At 70.4% G+C, this 19267-nt stretch carries 15 protein-coding genes; 9 read left to right on the forward strand and 6 right to left on the reverse strand.

The window, feature by feature from the left end; genetic code table 11:
* The gene (locus ACFZCY_RS25055) at positions 1-567 is read left to right on the forward strand and encodes a cupin domain-containing protein (protein WP_391177361.1); all 567 of its coding nucleotides are present in this window, start codon (positions 1-3) and stop codon (positions 565-567) included.
* 107 nt (positions 568-674) lie between these two features.
* Here the strand turns inward: ACFZCY_RS25055 and ACFZCY_RS25060 are convergent, their stop codons facing one another.
* Complete coding sequence (locus ACFZCY_RS25060; RefSeq protein ID WP_391177363.1) at positions 675-1739, reverse strand: AsnC family transcriptional regulator; 1065 nt, start codon at positions 1737-1739, stop codon at positions 675-677.
* A gap of 141 nt (positions 1740-1880) precedes the next feature.
* Here ACFZCY_RS25060 and ACFZCY_RS25065 point away from each other — a divergent pair, with 141 nt between their 5' ends.
* Complete coding sequence (locus ACFZCY_RS25065; protein ID WP_391177366.1) at positions 1881-3443, forward strand: AbgT family transporter; 1563 nt, start codon at positions 1881-1883, stop codon at positions 3441-3443.
* A gap of 32 nt (positions 3444-3475) precedes the next feature.
* Positions 3476-4645, forward strand: a complete 1170-nt coding sequence (locus tag ACFZCY_RS25070) for a M20/M25/M40 family metallo-hydrolase (RefSeq protein WP_391177369.1) — start codon at positions 3476-3478, stop codon at positions 4643-4645.
* Positions 4646-4715: 70 nt separating this feature from the next.
* Here the strand turns inward: ACFZCY_RS25070 and ACFZCY_RS25075 are convergent, their stop codons facing one another.
* The gene (locus ACFZCY_RS25075) at positions 4716-5417 is read right to left on the reverse strand and encodes a MerR family transcriptional regulator (protein ID WP_391177371.1); all 702 of its coding nucleotides are present in this window, start codon (positions 5415-5417) and stop codon (positions 4716-4718) included.
* Positions 5418-5504: 87 nt separating this feature from the next.
* Between ACFZCY_RS25075 and ACFZCY_RS25080 the strand changes: the two genes are divergently transcribed.
* Complete coding sequence (locus ACFZCY_RS25080; protein ID WP_391177374.1) at positions 5505-5969, forward strand: DUF6194 family protein; 465 nt, start codon at positions 5505-5507, stop codon at positions 5967-5969.
* Between the two features lie 126 nt (positions 5970-6095).
* On the opposite strand, the gene ACFZCY_RS25085 is transcribed toward ACFZCY_RS25080, so the two are convergent.
* On the reverse strand, positions 6096-6428 hold the full coding sequence (locus tag ACFZCY_RS25085; protein WP_391177376.1) for a YciI family protein: 333 nt from the start codon (positions 6426-6428) through the stop codon (positions 6096-6098).
* A gap of 206 nt (positions 6429-6634) precedes the next feature.
* On the opposite strand from ACFZCY_RS25085, the gene ACFZCY_RS25090 reads away from it, so the two are divergent.
* Complete coding sequence (locus tag ACFZCY_RS25090; RefSeq protein WP_391177379.1) at positions 6635-8089, forward strand: glyceraldehyde-3-phosphate dehydrogenase; 1455 nt, start codon at positions 6635-6637, stop codon at positions 8087-8089.
* 15 nt (positions 8090-8104) lie between these two features.
* Here ACFZCY_RS25090 and ACFZCY_RS25095 read toward each other — a convergent pair whose 3' ends face one another.
* Both ACFZCY_RS25095 and ACFZCY_RS25100 read right to left on the reverse strand, forming a co-directional pair.
* Positions 8105-11212 (reverse strand): glycoside hydrolase family 2 TIM barrel-domain containing protein, encoded by a 3108-nt coding sequence (locus ACFZCY_RS25095; RefSeq protein WP_391177382.1) that lies wholly within the window; start codon positions 11210-11212, stop codon positions 8105-8107.
* A gap of 87 nt (positions 11213-11299) precedes the next feature.
* Positions 11300-13525 carry a family 43 glycosylhydrolase gene (locus ACFZCY_RS25100; RefSeq protein WP_391177384.1) on the reverse strand — a complete coding sequence of 742 codons (2226 nt, stop codon included), beginning with the start codon at positions 13523-13525 and terminating at the stop codon, positions 11300-11302.
* Between the two features lie 236 nt (positions 13526-13761).
* Between ACFZCY_RS25100 and ACFZCY_RS25105 the strand changes: the two genes are divergently transcribed.
* The 4 genes from ACFZCY_RS25105 (at position 13762) to ACFZCY_RS25120 (ending at position 18637) form a co-directional block, all read left to right on the forward strand.
* Positions 13762-14745 (forward strand): zinc-binding dehydrogenase, encoded by a 984-nt coding sequence (locus ACFZCY_RS25105; RefSeq protein WP_391177388.1) that lies wholly within the window; start codon positions 13762-13764, stop codon positions 14743-14745.
* Positions 14746-14870: 125 nt separating this feature from the next.
* Positions 14871-15653 carry a PaaX family transcriptional regulator C-terminal domain-containing protein gene (locus tag ACFZCY_RS25110; RefSeq protein WP_391178288.1) on the forward strand — a complete coding sequence of 261 codons (783 nt, stop codon included), beginning with the start codon at positions 14871-14873 and terminating at the stop codon, positions 15651-15653.
* A 207-nt stretch (positions 15654-15860) separates the two neighbouring features.
* Entirely contained in the window at positions 15861-17246 is a 1386-nt protein-coding gene (locus tag ACFZCY_RS25115; RefSeq protein WP_391177391.1) for an MFS transporter, read from the forward strand.
* Positions 17243-18637, forward strand: a complete 1395-nt coding sequence (locus ACFZCY_RS25120; protein WP_391177394.1) for an alpha/beta hydrolase family protein — start codon at positions 17243-17245, stop codon at positions 18635-18637. Before ACFZCY_RS25115 ends, ACFZCY_RS25120 begins: the two co-directional genes overlap by 4 nt.
* Here ACFZCY_RS25120 and ACFZCY_RS25125 read toward each other — a convergent pair.
* On the reverse strand, positions 18634-19263 hold the full coding sequence (locus ACFZCY_RS25125; RefSeq protein WP_391177397.1) for a DUF742 domain-containing protein: 630 nt from the start codon (positions 19261-19263) through the stop codon (positions 18634-18636). The two genes, ACFZCY_RS25120 and ACFZCY_RS25125, sit on opposite strands and share 4 nt — an antisense overlap.
* Between the last annotated feature and the right edge of the window lie 4 nt (positions 19264-19267).

A 19267-nucleotide genomic window follows, 5' to 3' on the forward strand; every position in this document is an offset into this window, starting at 1 on the left:
ATGCAGGAGCAGGACACCAAGTCCGCGCTGAAGATCGCCACATGGGCGGAGAAGTCGATACGCCCCGACCACACCGGACTGCACGTGGAGCACGCCCCGCTGCCGGTCCCGGTGCACGGCACAGCGAACGCCAGCGGGCGCGAACTGGTGACCAACGGAGCCATCGGCGCCGACCTGATCCGGCTGCCCGCGGGCGCCGGGTTCGTCCCGCACACCCACCCCGGCCACCACATCCTGACCGTGGTGGCCGGTATCGGCACCATCACCTACGACGGCCGCATCCATGAGACCCAGGCCGGGCAGACCCTGCTGATCGAAGGCGGCATCCCGCACGCGGTCGGCGCGATCACCGACCACCTGATCCTCGCCGTCGGCTCGCCGCACAAGCGGATCGGCGCGGACGACCGGATGACCCCGGTGGCGTACGAGGAAGTGGTCGCCGACGACGGCGAGCTGACCTGCATGATCTGCCTGTGTACGGCCGGTCCGCCGCGCTTCCTGCACTCCGTGGGCTGTCCGCACTGTCCCTGCCGGGCGTGCGCGGGCATGCCCGGCGAGAACGGCTAGGCAGCGCGCCGGATGCGATCAGCGAAGGAGCTGACCGAGAAGAAGACGGAGCAGGCCCTCCCGACCCGCCGTGCCCGGCGGGTCGGGCATCGGGGCCCGCTCCGGCCTCACCCGTGGCGGAGGAAGCCGTCGTGCATGCGGCCGAGGTGGACGCCGTCGCGGTCCGTCCAGTGGCGGCGCAGGACGCGGACCGCCACGCAGGTGTTGACGGTCACGATCTCGGGGTGCGCGCCGAGGTCGGTGGTGATGAAGCGGGCCAGGTCCTCCTCGTCGCGGAAGACCCCGTAGTGGTTCATCGATACGGAGCCGGCCACCATCGAGACGTAGCGGGCGGAGGGGTGGGACCCGAGCGTGTCGAGCACGGCCGGGATCGCGTGGGGGAGCACGGTCAGGGACATCAGCGCGTTCAGCGGGTAGCCCAGCAGCGTCGGCTCGATCTCGACGCGGGGCCAGATCGCGCCGCTTTCGAGCAGGGCCTGTGAGGTGCGGTAGGCCGTGGAGCGGCTGATGCCGAGTTCGCGGGCGATGTCCGCGGCCGTGATCCGGCCGTTGGCCGCCATCAGCTCCAGCGCTCGCCGCTCCAGCTCGGTCAGCTGGTCGTACGAGGTCGGCCGCTCCCTGGTGACGGGGTCGGTGTGCTCGCGCAGCCGGTCGGATCGCGCGTCCGTGAGCCGGTGGAGGCGCCAGCTCTGGCCCATCGTGTGGGCGCGCAGGACGAGTTGGGATTCGGTGGAGACGATGCCCGGGATGCCGGGGAGCCGGTTGGTGAGCAGGTCGAAGATGTCCGTCCCGGCGAGCGGATAGACCGTGCAGTAGATGTCCGCGTGTCCGGTCGTGAGCAGCAGGGTCTGTACTTCGGCGAGTTCCAGGATGTGGTGGGCCACTTCCCGCGAGCGGCCGGGGGCGCACCGGATCCACACCTGGCGCGGGTTCTCGGTCGTGATCAGTGGCCAGTCCACGCGCCCGACCACCCGCAGCAGCCGCTCCTCGCGCAGCCGGGTCAGGCGGCGGGCGATCGTGCTCGGAGAGCTGTCCAGGATTTCGGCGAGGGCGTTGACCGGGGTGCGGGGGGCGATCTGGAGCGCCGCGACGAGATCCAGGTCGACGTCGTCGAGCAGCTGTTCTTCCGGGCGCTTCGACGACCGCCGCGTGGTGACGGTGGTTGCGGACATGCGGTCGATCCTAGCCGCTTCACGAGCAGATGGTTACGCGGATGATATCGCCGCTGACTGTTCGAGTATTGACACAATTCACCGCAACGTCGTCTCATGGGGGGCCAATACGCCGAGCTGGAAAGAGAAGGGCCGGATGTTGTGACCAAGACGACGACCGTGGACCGCCCCACGGGCTCCGTGGCGCTGACGCTGCGGCTGCTGGGAGTCATCGAGCGGGTCGGCAACAGGCTGCCGCACCCCTTCTGGCTCTTCGTGATCCTCAGCGGGGTCCTCATGGTGCTGAGCTGGGGCCTGCACGGCCTGGACGTCTCGGCGACCTCGCCCGCGGACGGCAAGGCCGTCGACGTGAAGAGCCTGCTGTCCGGCGACGGCCTGACGATGATGCTCGACGGGCTGATCGACAACTACGCGACCTTCCCGCCGCTGGGCGTGGTGCTGGTCGTGATGCTCGGCGTGGCGGTCGCCGACAAGGCGGGGCTGCTCACCGCGGTGCTGCGGGCCGCTCTGGCGAAGGTGCCGACCCGGGCCGTCACCTTCATGATCGCCTTTACCGGGATGGTCGCCCACGTCGCCTCCGACGCCGCGTACGTGGTGATGATCCCCCTGGGCGCGATCGCCTACCGTTCCATCGGGCGCAGCCCCGTCCTGGGCGCCGTCATCGCGTACATCTCCGTTTCGGCCGGGCACGCCGCGAGCCCGCTGGTGACACCGTCGGACGCCACGCTGGCCGCGCTCACCGCGGCGGCGGCACACACCATCGACTCCGGGTACACGGTCACACCGGTCGCCAACTACTACTTCTCCCTCGTCTCCTCCGTCGTCCTCTCCCTGGTGATCACCGTCCTCGCGGAGACCCTGCTCAGCCGCCGGATGAAGATGATCACGGATGCGGACGGCTCAGGGGAGGGTGGCGACGGAACCGAGGAGCTGCCCGATCTGTCGCTGACCACCATCGAACGGCGCGGGCTGCGCGCCGCCGCCGTTGTCACCGCCGCCCTCGTCGCCGCCATCGCCCTGGCCGCCCTGCCGGCCGGCTCACCGCTGCGCGGGGAGCACGGCGCCGTCATCGACTCGCCGCTCGTCCACGACATCGCCGTCTTCCTTTCTCTGCTGTTCTTCGCCTCCGGCGTCGCCTACGGGCGCGCGGTGGGGACGGTGCGCCGGGCCAAGGACATCCCCGGCGTCATGGCGCAGGGGATCTCCGAACTCTCCCCGGTCCTGGTGCTGTTCTTCGCGATCTCCCAGTTCCTCGCCTACTTCAAGTGGACCGGCATCGGTGAGGTCATGGCCATCCACGGGGCCGAACTCCTCGACTCCTCCGGTGTGCCGCTCGCGCTCGTCCTCGTCGGCGTCATCCTCGTCGTCAGCGTCATGAACCTGGCGCTCACCAGCGGCTCCGCGATGTGGGCGCTGATCGGTCCGGTCTTCGTACCCATGCTGATGCTGCTGCGCGTGGCCCCGGAGACGACGTGGGCGCTGTTCCGGATAGCCGACTCCTGCACCAACGCCATCACCCCCATGAGCCCGTACTTCCTGCTCTGTCTCGGCTTCGTGCGCCGGTACCGGCCCCAGGCCGGGATCGGCACCCTGATGTCGCTGACGCTGCCGGTGGCGCTGTCGATGCTCGTGATCTGGACGGCGCTGTATCTGGCCTGGTTCGCGGTCGGCCTGCCCTTCGGCCCCGGCGCACCCGGCCGCTGACACCCCCCACCCACCGAAGAGAACGGATCATCATGCCCTCACCCGCGGACGACCTGTCCCGGATCGCCTCCTGGTGCCGCGACCAGCGCCACCAGGACGCGCAACTCGCCGATCTGCGGCGCCTGGTCGAGCAGGAGTCGCCCAGCGACGACAAGGAGCTGCTCGACGCCACCGCCGGCCTGCTCGAGGAGCTGCTGGCCGAGCGGCTGGGCCCGCCGAGCCGTACGGTACGTCACCGGAACCCGGACCTCGGCGACGTCATCGAGGCCGAGTACGCGGGCGCTCCCGGCGCCCTGGTCACCGTCGTCGGCCACTACGACACCGTCTGGCCGGCCGGGACCCTCGCCGGGTGGCCGTTCACCGTCGACGGCGGCCGGGCCGGCGGACCCGGCGTCTTCGACATGAAGGCCGGTCTGGCCCAGGGCATCTGGGCCCTGCGCGCCCTGCGCGAACTCGGGCTGCCCCGGCCCACCGTGCGCTTCGTGTTCAACGGCGACGAGGAGACCGGCAGCGTCACGTCCCGGCCGTACATCGAACGGGCGACCGGCGACGCGAACGCCACGCTCGTCCTGGAACCCGGCGGGGAGTGGGGCGTCAAGGCGGGCCGCAAGGGCGTCGGGATCTTCACCGTCACCGCGACCGGCATAGAGGCCCACGCCGGTCTGGACCCGACCAAGGGCGCCAGCGCCATCCACGGGCTGTCCGACGTCATCCAGCAGCTCACCGCCGCCGCGGACCTCTCCCGCGGGACGACGGTCAACGTCGGCCGCATCAGCGGCGGCACCGCGCGCAACGTCGCCGCGGGCGAGGCGTCCTGCCTGATCGACCTCCGCGTGAGCACCCAGGCCGAGACCGACCGGATGGACCGGGTCCTGGCCGGGCTGCACGCCACCGACCCGCGGGTGGCCATCGCCGTCGAGGGCCACTGGTCCCGGCCGCCGATGCACCCCGACGCCGCCGGTGGCCGCCTGTTCGCCGTCGCCGACGAAGTGGCCGCCCACCTCCGCGCCCCGCTCGCACAGCTCCACGTCGGCGGCGGCAGCGACGCCAACTTCGTGGCCGCCCTCGGCCGCCCGGTGCTGTGCGGCATGGGCGCCACGGGCGACGGCGCGCACGCCCGGCACGAACACGTGCTCCTCGACGACGTGCCCGACCGCACCGCCCTCACCGCCGGCACCCTGCTGCGCCTGGCCGGGGCGTAGGACACCGCGCGGCCCCGGCGACTCCTGGAACGCAAGGCCGGTCGCCGGGGCCTTTTTGACGGGCCGGCGGTCAGGCCGTTTGCCTGTGAAGGGAGAGCACAGCACTGAGCGCGGCGGCACCGTCGAGGAGGGCTTCGGACCGAGCAGTGATGCCGGCGTCCCTGGCAGCCAGCGCCGAGGCGACATCCTCCGATCGGCGGGTGCGCCGCAGCTCCGGCATGAGGGCCCGAAGGGGCGGGATGCGGTATCCGGCCTTGCGCAGTTGGTGAACGATCCGCGCGTCCCGCACCCGGGTCGGTGTGTATCGCCGCGTTCCACGCACGGGGTCGCGATCCGGAACGACGAGAGCCTCCGCATGCCAATGCCGCAACGTCGAAGGGCGCACCCCGAGGGCGGCGGCGAGTTCGGAGACGCTCATCGAGTCCGACGTGCGCACGTCTTCGATCGGCTCGCTGGAGATCGCATGGGCGGCCTCCTCGGCCTGCCTCAGTTCGGTGCGCTCCGCATCGAGCCGGGCATGCGCCGCGTCGAGAAGGGCGAGCGCCCGCGAGGGAGGGAACTGGTGGAAGGCTCGAACGATCTTCTTGGCCTCAACCGGTCCCGCGCCCCTGGCGAGGGCCCGGTAGGCCCGTGCGGACTGCAGATGTACCTCTCCATAGATCCGATAGCCCGTGGCCGTGCGCGTCGCAGGCGGAAGCACACCGTCGCGCTCAAGATTGCGAACTTGCTGAGCGGAGTACCCGACGCGCCGCGCGACATCTGCGGTACGCATATCCCCTGATTTGAGACCTGGCACCCTGGCATCCCTCCATCCCGGCCTCAAAGTCTCCACAAGCACTTCAATGCAACGCTAGAGCACATGACCATGGACGAGATCATCAGCTTCGTGGGCGGCCTCGGCGGTGTACTGACCATCAGGCCCGCGCCCGGCGACGGCACGCCGGACATCAGCTGGGGGGACACGTTCTTCTCCTACGCACCCGACGGCGCCACCCCGCCGACGGCCCAACCGTTCGCGACTGTCGTGACCAAGAACTACCCTGGCGACGAGGCATCGCGGCTGGACCGGCCGGACACCTTCCGTGTGAACATCGCCGCTGGGAAGGAGGCGTTCACCCGGTGGACCGGTCACGCGCCACGCGAACCAGCCTCCGCCGAGGTCGATCCCAGCGCCACCGACACCGTGATCGCGCACCCCGTCTACGGCACCGCCGGCTGGCTGGCAGTGGTGAACCCGGGCGAGCGCACTCAAGCGGCAACCCGTGAGCTGCTGCGCGCGGCGCATCACCTCGCACGCTCACGCCACGAGCGACGCGCTGAATAGACCACCGCTGATTCCGGCGACGCCCTCCTCGGTTTCGGCTACCAGCACTCCCGAGGAGGGCCACCGTGTTTCTGCGATAGCGACGTAAGCGATCCGAAGACCAACCCGGCCGCGGCTCCCCCCTGTCTACGGCGACTCCTGCAACGGCCAGACCTCGACCACACCATGTGCGACCGCGCACGGGGTCTTCGACACGAGCTGGACGGCCTCCTCGATGGTCGCGGCTTCGATGATCCCGAACCCGGCCACCGGGAGAGTCGAGGACATGAAGGGGCCACTCTCCACGGTCATGCCGGCATCGTCGTGGTTGCGCACCTGGACGGGCGAGCCGGCGATGCCCGCAACGGCTCCCGCCTCGAGCAGGCGGGCGTCATGGGCATGGGCCTCGTTCCGGACCGCCGCCTCGGTACGGTCGTAGCCCTCTTGGTCCCCGTACCCGACGGTCACAAATTTCGCCACAGCAGAACCCTTCCTCTCGGTCGTGCGGAACGCTCACCCCAGTACTGACCCTCGCCTCCGCCCAAACTCATCGTTGCGCCTGAGGATCAAAACACCGCCGCAGGCCGTGCCCCAGCAAGCCGCCGGGGCCCTCGGCGGGACCACCGGACTGATCAAAGGTGCAGGCGGGTTACCATATGAGCACCGCCTAGCTCGAAAGATGAACTGTGACTGCCAACGAGGACTCGTTCACCAACTGGAACACCCGCGAGGAGATCGCGGAGTCGATGATCCCGATCATCGGGAAGCTGCACCGGGAGCGGGACGTCACCGTCCTGCTTCACAGCCGCTCCCTGGTGAACAAGTCGGTGGTCAGCATCCTCAAGACCCACCGGTTCGCCCGGCAGATCGCCGGCGACGAACTGTCGGTCACCGAGACGCTGCCGTTCCTGCAGGCCCTCACCACGCTCGATCTCGGCCCGTCCCAGATCGACATCGGCATGCTCGCCGCCACGTACAAGACCGACGACCGCGGTCTGTCGGTGGAGGAGTTCACGGCCGAGGCCGTGGCCGGTGCCACCGGTGCCAACAAGATCGAGCGCCGCGAGGGGCGTGACGTCGTCCTCTACGGGTTCGGCCGCATCGGGCGGCTCGTGGCCCGTCTGCTCATCGAGAAGGCCGGGTCCGGCAACGGCCTGCGGCTGCGCGCCATCGTCGTCCGCGGAGGCGGCAGCCGGGCCGCCGACGATCTGGTCAAGCGCGCCTCGCTGCTGCGCCGTGACTCCATCCACGGCCAGTTCCAGGGCACGATCACCGTCGACGAGGCGAACAGCAAGATCGTCGCCAATGGCAACGAGATCAAGGTGATCTACGCCGACGACCCGACGTCGGTGGACTACACGGCGTACGGCATCAAGGACGCCATCCTCATCGACAACACCGGCAAGTGGCGCGACCGCGAGGGCCTGTCCAAGCACCTGCGCCCCGGCGTTTCCAAGGTCGTCCTCACCGCGCCGGGCAAGGGCGACGTGCCCAACATCGTCCATGGCGTCAACCACGACACCATCAAGCCGGACGAGCAGATCCTGTCCTGCGCGTCCTGCACCACCAACGCCATTGTCCCGCCGCTGAAGGCGATGGAGGACGAGTACGGCGTCCTGCGCGGCCACGTGGAGACCGTCCACTCGTTCACCAACGACCAGAACCTGCTGGACAACCACCACAACTCCGACCGCCGTGGCCGATCGGCGCCGCTCAACATGGTCATCACCGAGACCGGTGCCGCGTCCGCCGTCGCCAAGGCGCTGCCCGACCTCAAGGCGAAGATCACCGGCAGCTCGATCCGGGTCCCGGTGCCGAACGTCTCGATCGCGATCCTCAACCTCCAGCTCGCGCGCGAGACCACCCGCGAGGAGGTCCTCGACCACCTTCGCGATGTGTCGCTGACCTCGCCGCTCAAGCGCCAGATCGACTTCATCAGCGCCCCCGACGCGGTGTCGAGCGACTTCATCGGCTCGCGCCACGCCTCGATCATCGACGCCGGTGCCACCAAGGTCGACGGCGACAACGCGATCCTCTACCTCTGGTACGACAACGAGTTCGGCTACTCCTGCCAGGTCATCCGCGTCGTCCAGTATGTGTCCGGGGTGGAGTACCCGACCTACCCCGCCCCGGTGGCCTGATCGGCAAGCCGTCCGCTACGCGTCCGGGACCTCCAGCGCACTGATCCGCTGGGCGCCGTCCACGGTCCCGGGGCGCGCGCTCACCAGATCCAGCCGCAGCCGTGAGGTGCGCACCGGGTCGAAGGTGATGACGCTCGCGGCGTCGGAGGAGGTGGCCCAGGCCACCTTCGCTCCGGACACGGGCACATAGGCGCGGCCGTCCCAGGCGGAGACCGTGACCGAAGCGGGCAGGGAGTGCGTCGCGTCGAGGGTGAAGGACACCTCGACGCGGCGCACTCGGCGTTTCCTGGCCCACGTCACCGAGACCCAGTCGCTCTCGCGGGCCCCGTTGAAGGCCGGGAGCAGGGAAGTGGCGGCCTTGGCGACGGCGTTGGACCAGCCGGTGGCCGGATCGCCGTCCAGCATGGCGGCGGGCAGCGTGGAGAGCGAGCCCGAGTAGCCGGCGTCGGCCAGCGGATACGTCGGTGCGGCCGGTCCCGGGTCGGGGGCGAAGGGCGGGGTGGGGGTGACCCGGGTGGTGGTGCCGCCGGTGGCGCGGACGGTGGTGGCGGCTTTGCGCAGTCCCGTGGAGCGGGCGGTGAGGGTGAGGGGTCCGGGTTTGGTGCCGGTGCGGATGATGGCCAGGGCTTTGCCGTGGTAGGCGGTGCGGGTGCCGGCATGGTAGCGCTCGGCGCTCTCCTGGCGGCCGTTGTCGACACCGGCCAGGGTGCCGCCGGTTACGTCGAAGGAGATGAGGTGGTCGGCGTCGGGGACTGTCACGCCGTGGGCGTCGATTACTTCGGCGGTGATGAAGCACAGTGAGCGGCCGTCGGCGTTGACGGTGGTGCGGTCGGGGGTGAGCCGGATAGCGTGGGGGCGTCCGGCCGTGCGCAGGATGTCGGTGGCGACCACCCGGCCGCCTCGCCGTGCCACGGCTTTGAGCTCACCGGGTGCGAAGGGGACTTTCCAGGTGAGGTGGAGTTTGCCGGCGCTGCCGTTGGGGCTGGTGTAGCTGCCGGGGTAGGGGCCGGAGGTGACGGTTTTGTCGTCGCCGGTGGCTTCGGTGGTTTCCAGGTAGGTGCGGCCGTCGGTGGTCTTCTTGGTGTCGAAGTGGCGTACGCCGAGGGAGTGGCCGTTGAGGAACAGTTCTACGGTTTCCACGTTGGCGTAGGCCCAGACCTCGACGGTCTCGCCCGGCCGGTGATCGGTCCAGTTCATCGGCACCAGATGCACCATGGGCTCGCTGGTCCACTGGCTCTTGAAGAGGTAGTACGCGTCCTTGGGGAACCCGGCCGTGTCCACGGCGCCGAAGAAGGAGGACTTCACCGGGAACACCTTGTACGGGGTGGGCTCACCGATGTAGTCGATGCCGGACCACAGGAACTGCCCAGCCAGGAAGGGGCGGTCCCGCTCCTTCTTCAGCTCGTACTCGCCGCTCGCCGCCCAATTGACGATGTTGTTGTCGTAACTCGAGGCCTCGCGCTTGCCCGGGGTCTGGTTCTCGGCCGTGTTGAGATGCTGAGGCTCTTGGTAGGCGCCGCGGGAGGAGGTCGCGGAGGACGTCTCGGACTCGAAGAGGAAAAGGTGCGGATAGCGGGCGTGCAGGGCGTCCACCGAGGAGGCGATGTTGTAGTTGAGACCCAGGCCGTCGACCTTGGCGAGCATCAGGTCGGCGGGGGAGCCGGGCGCGGGCGGACCGCCACGGTACTTGTTGGAGCCGATCACGATCGGCCGGGTGTCATCGGTCCTCTTGATGGCGTCGATGATGCGCTGCGCCATGGCGAGACCGGGCGTGCTGGTCGAATCGGTGATCTCGTTGCCGATGGACCACATGATGACCGCGGGGGAGTTGCGGGCCGCGCCGACCATCTCGGCGGTGTCCGCCTCGCAGTACTCGTCGAAGAAGCGCCCGTAGTCATGGGCGGTCTTGCCGGTGCGCCAGCAGTCGAAGGCCTCGACCATCATGACGACGCCGAGCCGTTCGCACACCTCGACCACCTCGGGCGCGGGCGGATTGTGCGAGGTGCGCAGGGCATTGACGCCCATGCTCTTCATGATGGTCAGCTGGCGCACAAACGCGTCGGTGCTGAACGCGGCGCCGAGCGCCCCCAGGTCGTGATGGAGATTGACGCCCTGGAGCTTGGTGTATTGGCCGTTGAGGGTGAGGCCGTGGTCGGGGTCGATGGTGACGTGGCGGATGCCGAAGGGGGTGCGGTAGCGGTCGGTGGTCTGGTCCCCGACCCGTAGCTCGGTCTCCAGGGTGTACCGATGGGGTGTGTCGAAGGACCACAGCCGTGGCTTCTCGACGGTCAGTTCCTGGGTGGCGTCGCGGGTGGTGTCCGCGGCGACGGTGAGGGTGGAGCGGGTGTGGGCGACCGTTCGGCCGTCGGGGTCCTTGACCGTGGAGAGGACGGTGATGGACTTCTCGTCGCCCGACGCGTTGACGACGCTGGTGCGTACCCGCACGGTGGCGTGGCTTTCGCTCAGGGTGGGGGTGGTGACGTATGTGCCCCAGCGGGCCACGTGGACGGGGTCGGTGACGACGAGGCGGGCGTGGCGGTAGATGCCGCTGCCGGAGTACCAGCGGCTGCTGGGCAGCTGGTTGCGGACCCTGACGGCGAGGACGTTGGGGGTGGTGCCGTCGGTGTGGACCACGTCGGTGAGGTCGAGGGCGAAGCCGGTGTAGCCGTAGGGGTGGTTGCCGATGAGCTTGCCGTTGCAGTACACGTACGCATCCATGTACACGCCGTCGAACTCGACGGAGATCCGCTTGCCCGCGAGCTTGGACGGCAGCGTGAAGGACTTGCGGTACCAGCCGAGCCCGCCGGGCAGGAAGCCGGTGCCGCCCGTCGTGCCGTGCTCGGTGGTCGGCGTGAGCTCGATGCTCCAGTCGTGCGGAATGGCGACCTCGCGCCATGCGGAGTCGTCGTAGCCGGGTTCGTGGGCGTTCTCGTAGTCGCCGGTCGGGTCGGCGTTCCCGTCCGGGGTGACGAGGGCGAAGCGCCAGCCGTCGGAGAGCGGAAGGGTCCGGCCGCCGAGGGCGCGGGACGGTGCCGCGCCGGACGCCGGGGTGGCGGTGACGAGCGCCCCGGCCACGGGGGCGGCGGTGCCTGCGATCAGTAACGATCTTCGGGTGACCGCCACGGCGATCTCCTCTCCTCGATGGTGAGGCGCAAACAGGTCAGTGTGCGCCGGGCCCCGTCAGAGTGCGGGGCCCGGCGCATGTCCGCGTCAGCGGTGGCGGACCGGGTCGATCGACTCCAGGGTGGGCACCACCGGCTTGATCGTCCCGTCGGCCGCGAACTCCATGCGGTCGATGGTGGTTTCCCGGTGCGTACCGTCGCCGCCCGCCTTGCCGGGGCCGTTGACGGCGAACCGGTGGTAGGCCATGTACCACTCGTCCGTGCCGGGAACGTTCACCACCGAGTGGTGGCCGGGCCCCTTGATCCCGTAGTCGGTGCGCTTGGAGAGGATCGTGCCCCGCTTGGTCCACGGCCCCATCGGCGACGAGCCGGTGGCGTAGGCGACGTGGTAGTTCTCGCTGCCGGTGTCGTCCTCGGACCACATGAAGTAGTAGGTGCCCTTGCGCTTGACCACGAAGGAGCCCTCCCGGAAGTTGTCCGGGGTGAACTTGCGCATCTTCGAGGAGTCGAAGGACGTCATGTCGTCGTTGAGCGGCACACCGTACGCCTGGCCGTTGCCCCAGTACAGATAGGCCTGGCCGTCGTCGTCGGTGAACACCGACGGGTCGATCATCTGGCCTTCCAGCTGGCCCTTGGGCACCAGCGGCTTGCCCAGCGCGTCCTTGAAGGGACCCGCGGGGGAGTCGGCGACCGCGACACCGACCTGCTGTTCGGCGCAGAAGTAGAAGTAGTACTTGCCGTTCCGCTCGGCCATCGCGGGCGCCCAGGCGTACTTGTCGGCCCAGCTCACGTCCGGACCGAGGTCCAGGATCACGCCGTGGTCCTTCCAGTGGACCAGGTCCTTCGAGGAGTACGCCTTGAACTTGGTCCCGCCCCAGCCGGGGAAGCCGTCCGTCGTGGGATAGATCCAGTAGCGGCCGTCGGCGTATGAGATGTCCGGGTCGGCGTTCAGACCGGGCAGGATGGGGCTGCGCATCGGCACGGCCTCGACGGTCCACTCACGGGCCGTCCCGTCGGCGGACTTCAGCGTGTACGTCTGGGCCTTGCGGAAGTCGCGCCGGGTGCCGGAGGGCGGGCTGATGGTGGCGCCCGCCGGGAGCGCGAAGCGGGGCGCCAGCCGCCGCAGATCGGCCTTCGGGGCCATCGGCAGCACGGCCTTGGCTGCCGCCTCCGTGACGATCGCGTACCCCTTCTGGCCCTGCGCCGTGACATCGGCGGGCGCGGCCTGGGACGCGGGGTACGTGCGCAGCAGCCGGTCGTACTCGGCCTGCGTCACGGGGAGCACCGTGCCGTGCCGGGGGCTGGCGGGCAGCTGGTAGTTCTGGGACGGGGTCCACTTGCCGGAGGCGAGGTCGGTGGTCTCGAAGGGGATGTAGCCACGGCCGCCGAACTCGTCGATGAACAGGTACCACTTGTTCTCGGTGTTCGACTTGAAGATGGTCGGGCCCTCGCCGCGGTCGATCGCGCCCTTGCCGATGCAGTCGGAGACGAAGTCGTACGAGGTGTCCGTCAGCGACGTGGACTTCTCGGCCGTGATGAACTTCGAGCAGGGCGTACCGGAGGACGGGTCGCGCTCGTCCTTGGTGAAGCGGTAGTAGGAGCCCTTGTCCTTGATGACGGTGGAGTCGATGACCGAGTAGCCGGGGTCGTTCCACACCTTGGGCTCGCTGAAGGTGCGGAAGTCCTTCGTCGTCGCGTACATCATCTTGTTGTACGTCGAGCCCGTGTGCTGCGGGTCGTCTTGGCCGTAGAGCTTCGAGGCCCAGAAGACGACGTACTCGCCGAGCTTCTCGTCGTAGTACGCCTCGGGCGCCCAGGTGTTGCCCGCGGTGTCCGGGGAGACCTTCACGAGGCGCTGGTCGGTCCAGTTGACGAGGTCCTTCGACTCCCACACCATGATCGACTTGCTGCCGGTGCGCTGCACCTGGTCCCAGGTGCCGCTGCTGTTCTTGTACATCCGCAGATCGGTGGCGATCAGATAGAACTTGTCGCCCTCGGGGGAGCGGATGACGAAGGGGTCGCGCAGGCCCTTTTCGCCGAGGCTGGAGGTGAGGACGGGCTTCCCGGCGTTCAACTCCCGCCAGTGCAGGGGGTCGTTGCCCCGGCTGAGCGCCATCCGTATCTGTTCGCCGTCGGCGGTGCCCTCACCGGTGAAGTAGGTGAAGAGATACCCGGCGTACTTCGTCTTGTGCGGGGCCGTGGACGGCGCTCCGCTCAGCGCGGGGCTGGGCGGAGCGGCGAAGATGCTCGTCACCAGCGTGAGCAGGGCGGCGAGCAGCGGCAGGAAGAGCATGCGGGTTGTGCGGGGACCCATGACACATCCTGTGGGAGTCTGGTGGGTTCTGTTGAGCTGGTTGCACCGGAGTGTGTCCAGCGGGGGCCCGGTGCGTCAACGGTGTGTCGCCCCTCATGCCCAGCGAAAGTTTTCGACGGATCGGTGCGCGCTCCCGAGGCCGCCGCCGCGAGGTGAAGGAACCGGAACGGCCGCCTGATTTAATTCTGTTCGTTTTTCCTGATGTTCCCGTGTTGCCTGTTGAGGAGTGACGTGCCATGCGCGCTGTGACCATCCCCCGCTTCGGCGGAGCCGGGGTGCTGGAGTACACCGAGGTCGAGGCGCCGGAGCCCGGTCCCGGTCAGGTCGCCATCGATGTGACCCACGCCGGGGTGAACTACGCCGAAATCCTCTTCCGGCAGGGCGCGGTGGACGTTCCGCTGCCGTACGTACCCGGCATCGAGGCCGCGGGGCGGATCCGTGCCCTCGGCGACGGGGTCACCGGGTTGCGGGTGGGTCAGCCGGTCACGGCCCTGACCATGACCATGGGCGGCGGCTACGGCTCGGTCGCGGTGACCGACGCACACCTGGTCGCCCCGCTGCCGGATGACGCCGACCGGGCGCTGATGGCCGCCGTCCCCTCCAACAGCACCACGGCCTGGCTGGTCCTGGGCGAGGTGGCCCGGCTGCGGAAGGGGGAGCGGGTGCTGGTGCACGCCGCGGCCGGTGGCGTGGGCAGCCAGCTCGGTCAGGTGGCCCGGCTGCTGGGCGCGGGCCGGATCGTGGGCACGGTGGGCTCGCCGGACAAGATCGAGACCGCGACCGCCTTCGGCTACGACAAGGTCGTCCTGCGCGACGACCTCCCCGGGGCCGTGGCCGCCCTCACCGACGGGCGGGGCTTCGACGTGGCCATCGACCCGGTCGGCGGTGCGGCCCGCCGGGCGAGCCTCGACGCGCTGGCACGGGGCGGGCGCCTGGTCGCCATGGGCAACGCCTCGGGTGCGGACGACGTCCCGTTCAACGCGAACGAGTTGTGGTTCAGCGGCAAGGGCGTCCTCGGCTTCAACCTCGGCGCGCTGAGCGGCGAGCGTCCCGAAGCCGTGTCCGGCGTGTTGCGGCAGGCCGTCGGCGCCGTCCTCGACGGCGAACTGCGCGTGGACGTCGGCGAGGTGCTGCCGCTGCGCGACGCCGCCGAGGCCCACCGCCGCATCGAGAGCGGCCGCACCACGGGCAAGCTGGTGCTGGCGATGGAGCAGGAGTGACCTGCTCGCGGTGACGCCCCCCCTCTCCCAGTTCCTGCCGGGAGCCGCGGCACCGGCATCCGGGGGCTGCGCGTACCGTTGGCTGCGTGACCACTGCTGATGCCGCCCCTCGGCCCCAGTCGCTGATGCTCACGTTCCTGGGGGACTGGGTGATGGGCCGGGACGTGTGCGTGTACTCGGGGAGCGTCATCGACCTCTTCGGCCGCGCCGGTGTCGGCGAACACGCGACCCGCTCGACGCTCACCCGCATGGTGGGGCGTGGCCTGCTGCGGCGGCAGCGCGAGGGTCGGCGCATGTACTTCGGGCTCACCGAGCGCTCGGAGGCGGTGCTGCGGGACGGCGAAAGCCGCATCTGGCAGACCGGCGCGGTCAACCGGAACTGGGACGGCACCTGGACCCTGCTCGGCTTCTCGCTGCCCGAGTCCTGGCAGCGCCAGCGCCACGACCTGCGCTCGCAGCTCACCTGGAGCGGCTTCGGGCCGCTGTTCAGCGGGCTGTGGATCGCGCAGGGCGAGGTCGAGGTGGGCCCGCTCCTCGCCGAGCTGGGCCTGGCCGCGCATGTGAAGGTGTTCCGCGCCCACGCCGACGCGGGCATGGACATCGGCACGATGATCGAGGAGACCTGGGACCTGCCCGCGCTGGCCGGGCGGTACGAGGAGTTCGTACGCCGCTGGCAGCCCCAGGAGCACACGTCCGCCGGGGACGACGAAGCGCTGGTGGCGCGGCTGCGGCTGTCCACCGAGTGGCTGCGGATCATCCGGCAGGACCCGCGCCTCCCGGTCGAGCATCTGCCCGACGACTGGCCCGCCGAGCAGGCCGAGAAGACGTTCCGCGCGGTCCACGAGCGCCTCGCGCCGGGCGCGCGGGCGGCCGCCGAGCGCCTGCTCGACCTGGTGCCGGTGCGATAGCCGGGGCGTAGCCGGCCCCCGAGCCCCCTGCCTTCTCTCCACGAACACGCCGCTGAGCCCTGCCCGCTCTCCGTCGGGCTGCCCGTCGTGCTGTCCTCCGCGCACAAATGTTGTGCAGAACATTGACCGCAGTCGGATATCTGCCTACCTTCGCGGGAACGACGGCACCGCCTCGATGCCACCCCCGACGGCACCAGGGAGCCTCCCGTGCAGCCAGCCCCCGTCCCCGTTCCCCCGCCGCCCCCGGACGACCGGCAGCTGCGCCGCGTCGCACTGTCCGGGCTGCTCGGCACCGCGGTCGAGTTCTACGACTTCCTCGTGTACGGCACGGTCGCCGCGCTCGTCTTCGGCGAGCTGTTCTTCCCCCGGGCCGACCCCGCGGTCGGCACCATCGCCGCCTTCGGCACCTTCGCCGCCGGATACCTGGCGCGGCCGCTCGGCGGCATCGTCTTCGGACACTTCGGCGACCGGCTCGGCCGCAAGTCGATGCTGCTCCTCACGATGCTCCTGATGGGCACCTGCAGCTTCCTCATCGGACTCCTCCCGACCTACGACGCGATCGGCGTCTGGGCGCCGGTGCTGCTGGTCGCCCTGCGCGTCGTGCAGGGCCTCGCGATCGGCGGCGAGTGGGGCGGCGCCATGCTCATGGTCGTCGAGCACGCCGAGCGCACCGGAGGCGCCCGGCGGCGCCGCGGCCTGTGGTCGAGCTTCACCCAGCTCGGCGCCCCGCTCGGCTCGATGCTCTCCGCGGGCGTGGTCACGATCGTCTCGACACTGCCGGACGACGAGTTCCGGGCCTGGGGCTGGCGGGTGCCGTTCCTGCTGAGCGTGGCGCTGCTCGCCGTCGGGCTGTTCGTACGGCTGAGGGTGGTCGAGAGCCCGCTGTTCACCGAGGCCCGGACGCACGAGCCGGGCGAGCCCGCGCGGGACAGGCCGCCGCTCGCCGAGGTACTGCGCCGCCCCGGGCCGCTGCTGCGCGCCGGGTGCGTCGGCATCGGCGCGTTCACCGCGCAGGCGCTGCTGACCAGCTTCATGATCTCCTACGCCGTCGATCACGGGTACACCCGGCCGCAGGTGCTCACCGCCGTGACCGTCGCCTCCTGCGTGGCGCTCGCCGCGCTGCCCGCCGCCTCCGCGCTGTCGGACCGGGTGGGCCGCCGCCCGGTCGTGCTCGCCGGGGCCGTGGCATCCGCCGCGCTGGCCTTCCCCGTCCTGGCGCTCGTCGACTCCGGATCGCCCGGGCTGCTGATCCTGGCCCTGGCGCTGGGCCACGGCCTGGCGCAGTCCACCATGTACGGACCGCTCGGGGCCCTGCTCAGCGAGATGTTCGGCACCCGGGTCCGCTACACCGGCGCCTCCCTCGGCTACCAGCTCGCGACCCTGGTCGGGGCCGGTTTCTCGCCGATGATCGCGAGCAGTCTGCTGGCGGCCCACGGCGGCGGCAGCACCCCGCTCTCGCTGCTGCTGTGCGGCGGTGCGGCCATCACCGCGCTCACCGTGTGGCGGCTGCGCGAGACCCACACCGACACGCTCGACGCCCGCACCGCCACCACCCCCGCAGACGTTCCCGCCGCCGAAGGAGCCCGCCCGTGAAGCCCCGCGCCCGCGCCCTCGCCCTCGCCGCGACCGCCGTGCTCGCCGCCACCGCCCTGCCCGCGCGGGCCGCGAGCGCCGAGGGCGAGCACCTGGAAGGCCACCTGGCGTCCGGGGCCGCGTACATGATGGACATGCCCGCGCGGTGGAACGGCACCGTGCTGCTGTTCAGCCACGGCTACGCCCCGCAGGGCAGCCCCAACCCCGCCCAGAACGCGCCGAGTTCACAGACCCGCGCCCGGCTGCTGGACCAGGGGTACGCACTGATCGGCTCCTCCTACGCCACGACCGGCTGGGCCGTGACGGACGCGGTGCCCGACCAGCTGGCCACGCTGGACCTGTTCCGGCAGCGGTTCGGCGCGGCCCGGCAGACCCTCGCCTGGGGCCAGTCGTACGGCGGGTTCGTCACCACGGCGATCGCCGAACGGCACGCCGACCGGATCGACGGATCGCTGTCGATGTGCGGACTGGTCCAGGGCGGGGTCGCCAACTGGAACAGCACCCTCGACCCCGTCTTCGCGCTGAGGACCCTCCTCGCGCCGGACTCCGGCATCCGCCTCACCGGCTTCACCGACCAGGCGGACGCCAAGAGCGCCGCGAGCGCCCTCACGGGCAAGCTGACGGCGGCCCAGCAGACCCGGCAGGGCCGGGCCCGGATCGCGCTCGCCGCCGCCCTGCACAACATCCCCGGCCACAACGACCCGTCGCAGCCGAAGCCCGGCCCGGTCGACTGGACCGGACAGCAGGCCAACCAGTACGCGGCGGTCAACGGCCTGCTCCGGACCGCCGCGTTCTCCTGGCGGCAGGAGGCCGAATCCCGCGCGGGCGGCAACCCGTCCTGGAACACCGATGTCGACTACGCGGCGATGCTGCGGCACTCCTCCGTGTACAAGGAGGTCACCGAGCTGTACAAGGAGGCGGGACTGACGCTGCGCGACGACCTCAGGGCCCTGGGCCGCGCTCCCCGGATCACCGCCGACCCGCGGGCCGTGGCCTGGACGCGGAACACCAGCGCCTTCACCGGCAGGCTGACCGACCCGCAGCTGAACATCCACACCACCGGCGACGGGCTGATCCCCGTACAGGCCGAGAGCGCCTACCGCCGCGCCGCCACCGCCGGCGGATCGGCGGGGCTGCTGCGCCAGGCGTACGTCGACGGGCCCGGCCACTGCGCCTTCACCACCGGTGAACAACTCGCCGCCCTGCACACGCTGGAGCGGCGCCTGGCCACCGGCAGCTGGGACACCTCGCCGGAGGCGCTCAACTCCGCGGCGAAGGCGGAGGACCCGGCGGCCGAGCCACGGTACGTCGGCTACCGGCCCACCACCTACCCGCGCCCCTACGACCTGGCGCACCGGGACGGCCCGCGCCACCGCGGCCAGGGACGCTAAAGCCTGCGAAGCCCGGTCAGCACGCGCTCCATCAGCGCGACGGTCGGGGCCTCGCCCTCGCTGGTCTCCGTCTGGTGGACGGCGATCAGCCCGCGGTCCGCCATGTCGCCGAGCAGCACCCTGGCCACCCCCAGCGGCACCGAGAGCCGTGCCGACACCTCGGCCACCGACGTCGGCTCCTGGCACAGCGAGATCACGGGAACGTGGTCCGCGTGCGTGAAGGCGGCGGACTGGTGCCCCAGTTCGGTGGTCGTCACCAGGGTCTCCAGCTCGAAGTGATGCTGGGACCTGGTGCGGCCGCCCGTCCATGTATAGGCGCGCACGAACGAGGGCGAGCCCTGCTGTTGCTGCTCGTGTCCGTCCTCCCACGCCGCGTGCTGCTCGTCCTGCGACGGCGGATACGCGTACGGCTCCGGGGAAGCGGGGGGCGGCGCCTCCTCCGGCCGGCTGCGGTCCGCGGACTCCGGTCCGGAACCGGAGTCGGAACCGGAGTCGGAACCGGACCTCTTCCGCGGCCGCCGTGCCTTGCCGAAACTGAACGCGTTGAGCACGTCGGCGAAGGTCTGTTCGTCCTCCGCTCCCTGATTTCTCCGAGTGTGCCCGGAAGGGCCTTCACCGGTGCTCATGATC

Source organism: Streptomyces sp. NPDC007983 (assembly GCF_042958345.1).
Lineage (GTDB): Bacteria > Actinomycetota > Actinomycetes > Streptomycetales > Streptomycetaceae > Streptomyces.

Bases quoted from the DNA above. Each gene is read 5' to 3' on its own strand.
- ACFZCY_RS25125 (WP_391177397.1), bottom strand. From the start codon at position 19,263: ATGAGCACCGGTGAAGGCCCTTCCGGGCACACTCGGAGAAATCAGGGA.
- ACFZCY_RS25080 (WP_391177374.1), top strand. From the start codon at position 5,505: ATGACCATGGACGAGATCATCAGCTTCGTGGGCGGCCTCGGCGGTGTA.
- ACFZCY_RS25070 (WP_391177369.1), top strand. From the start codon at position 3,476: ATGCCCTCACCCGCGGACGACCTGTCCCGGATCGCCTCCTGGTGCCGC.
- ACFZCY_RS25055 (WP_391177361.1), top strand. From the start codon at position 1: ATGCAGGAGCAGGACACCAAGTCCGCGCTGAAGATCGCCACATGGGCG.
- ACFZCY_RS25075 (WP_391177371.1), bottom strand. From the start codon at position 5,417: ATGCGTACCGCAGATGTCGCGCGGCGCGTCGGGTACTCCGCTCAGCAA.
- ACFZCY_RS25110 (WP_391178288.1), top strand. From the start codon at position 14,871: ATGCTCACGTTCCTGGGGGACTGGGTGATGGGCCGGGACGTGTGCGTG.
- ACFZCY_RS25060 (WP_391177363.1), bottom strand. From the start codon at position 1,739: ATGTCCGCAACCACCGTCACCACGCGGCGGTCGTCGAAGCGCCCGGAA.
- ACFZCY_RS25100 (WP_391177384.1), bottom strand. From the start codon at position 13,525: ATGGGTCCCCGCACAACCCGCATGCTCTTCCTGCCGCTGCTCGCCGCC.
- ACFZCY_RS25105 (WP_391177388.1), top strand. From the start codon at position 13,762: ATGCGCGCTGTGACCATCCCCCGCTTCGGCGGAGCCGGGGTGCTGGAG.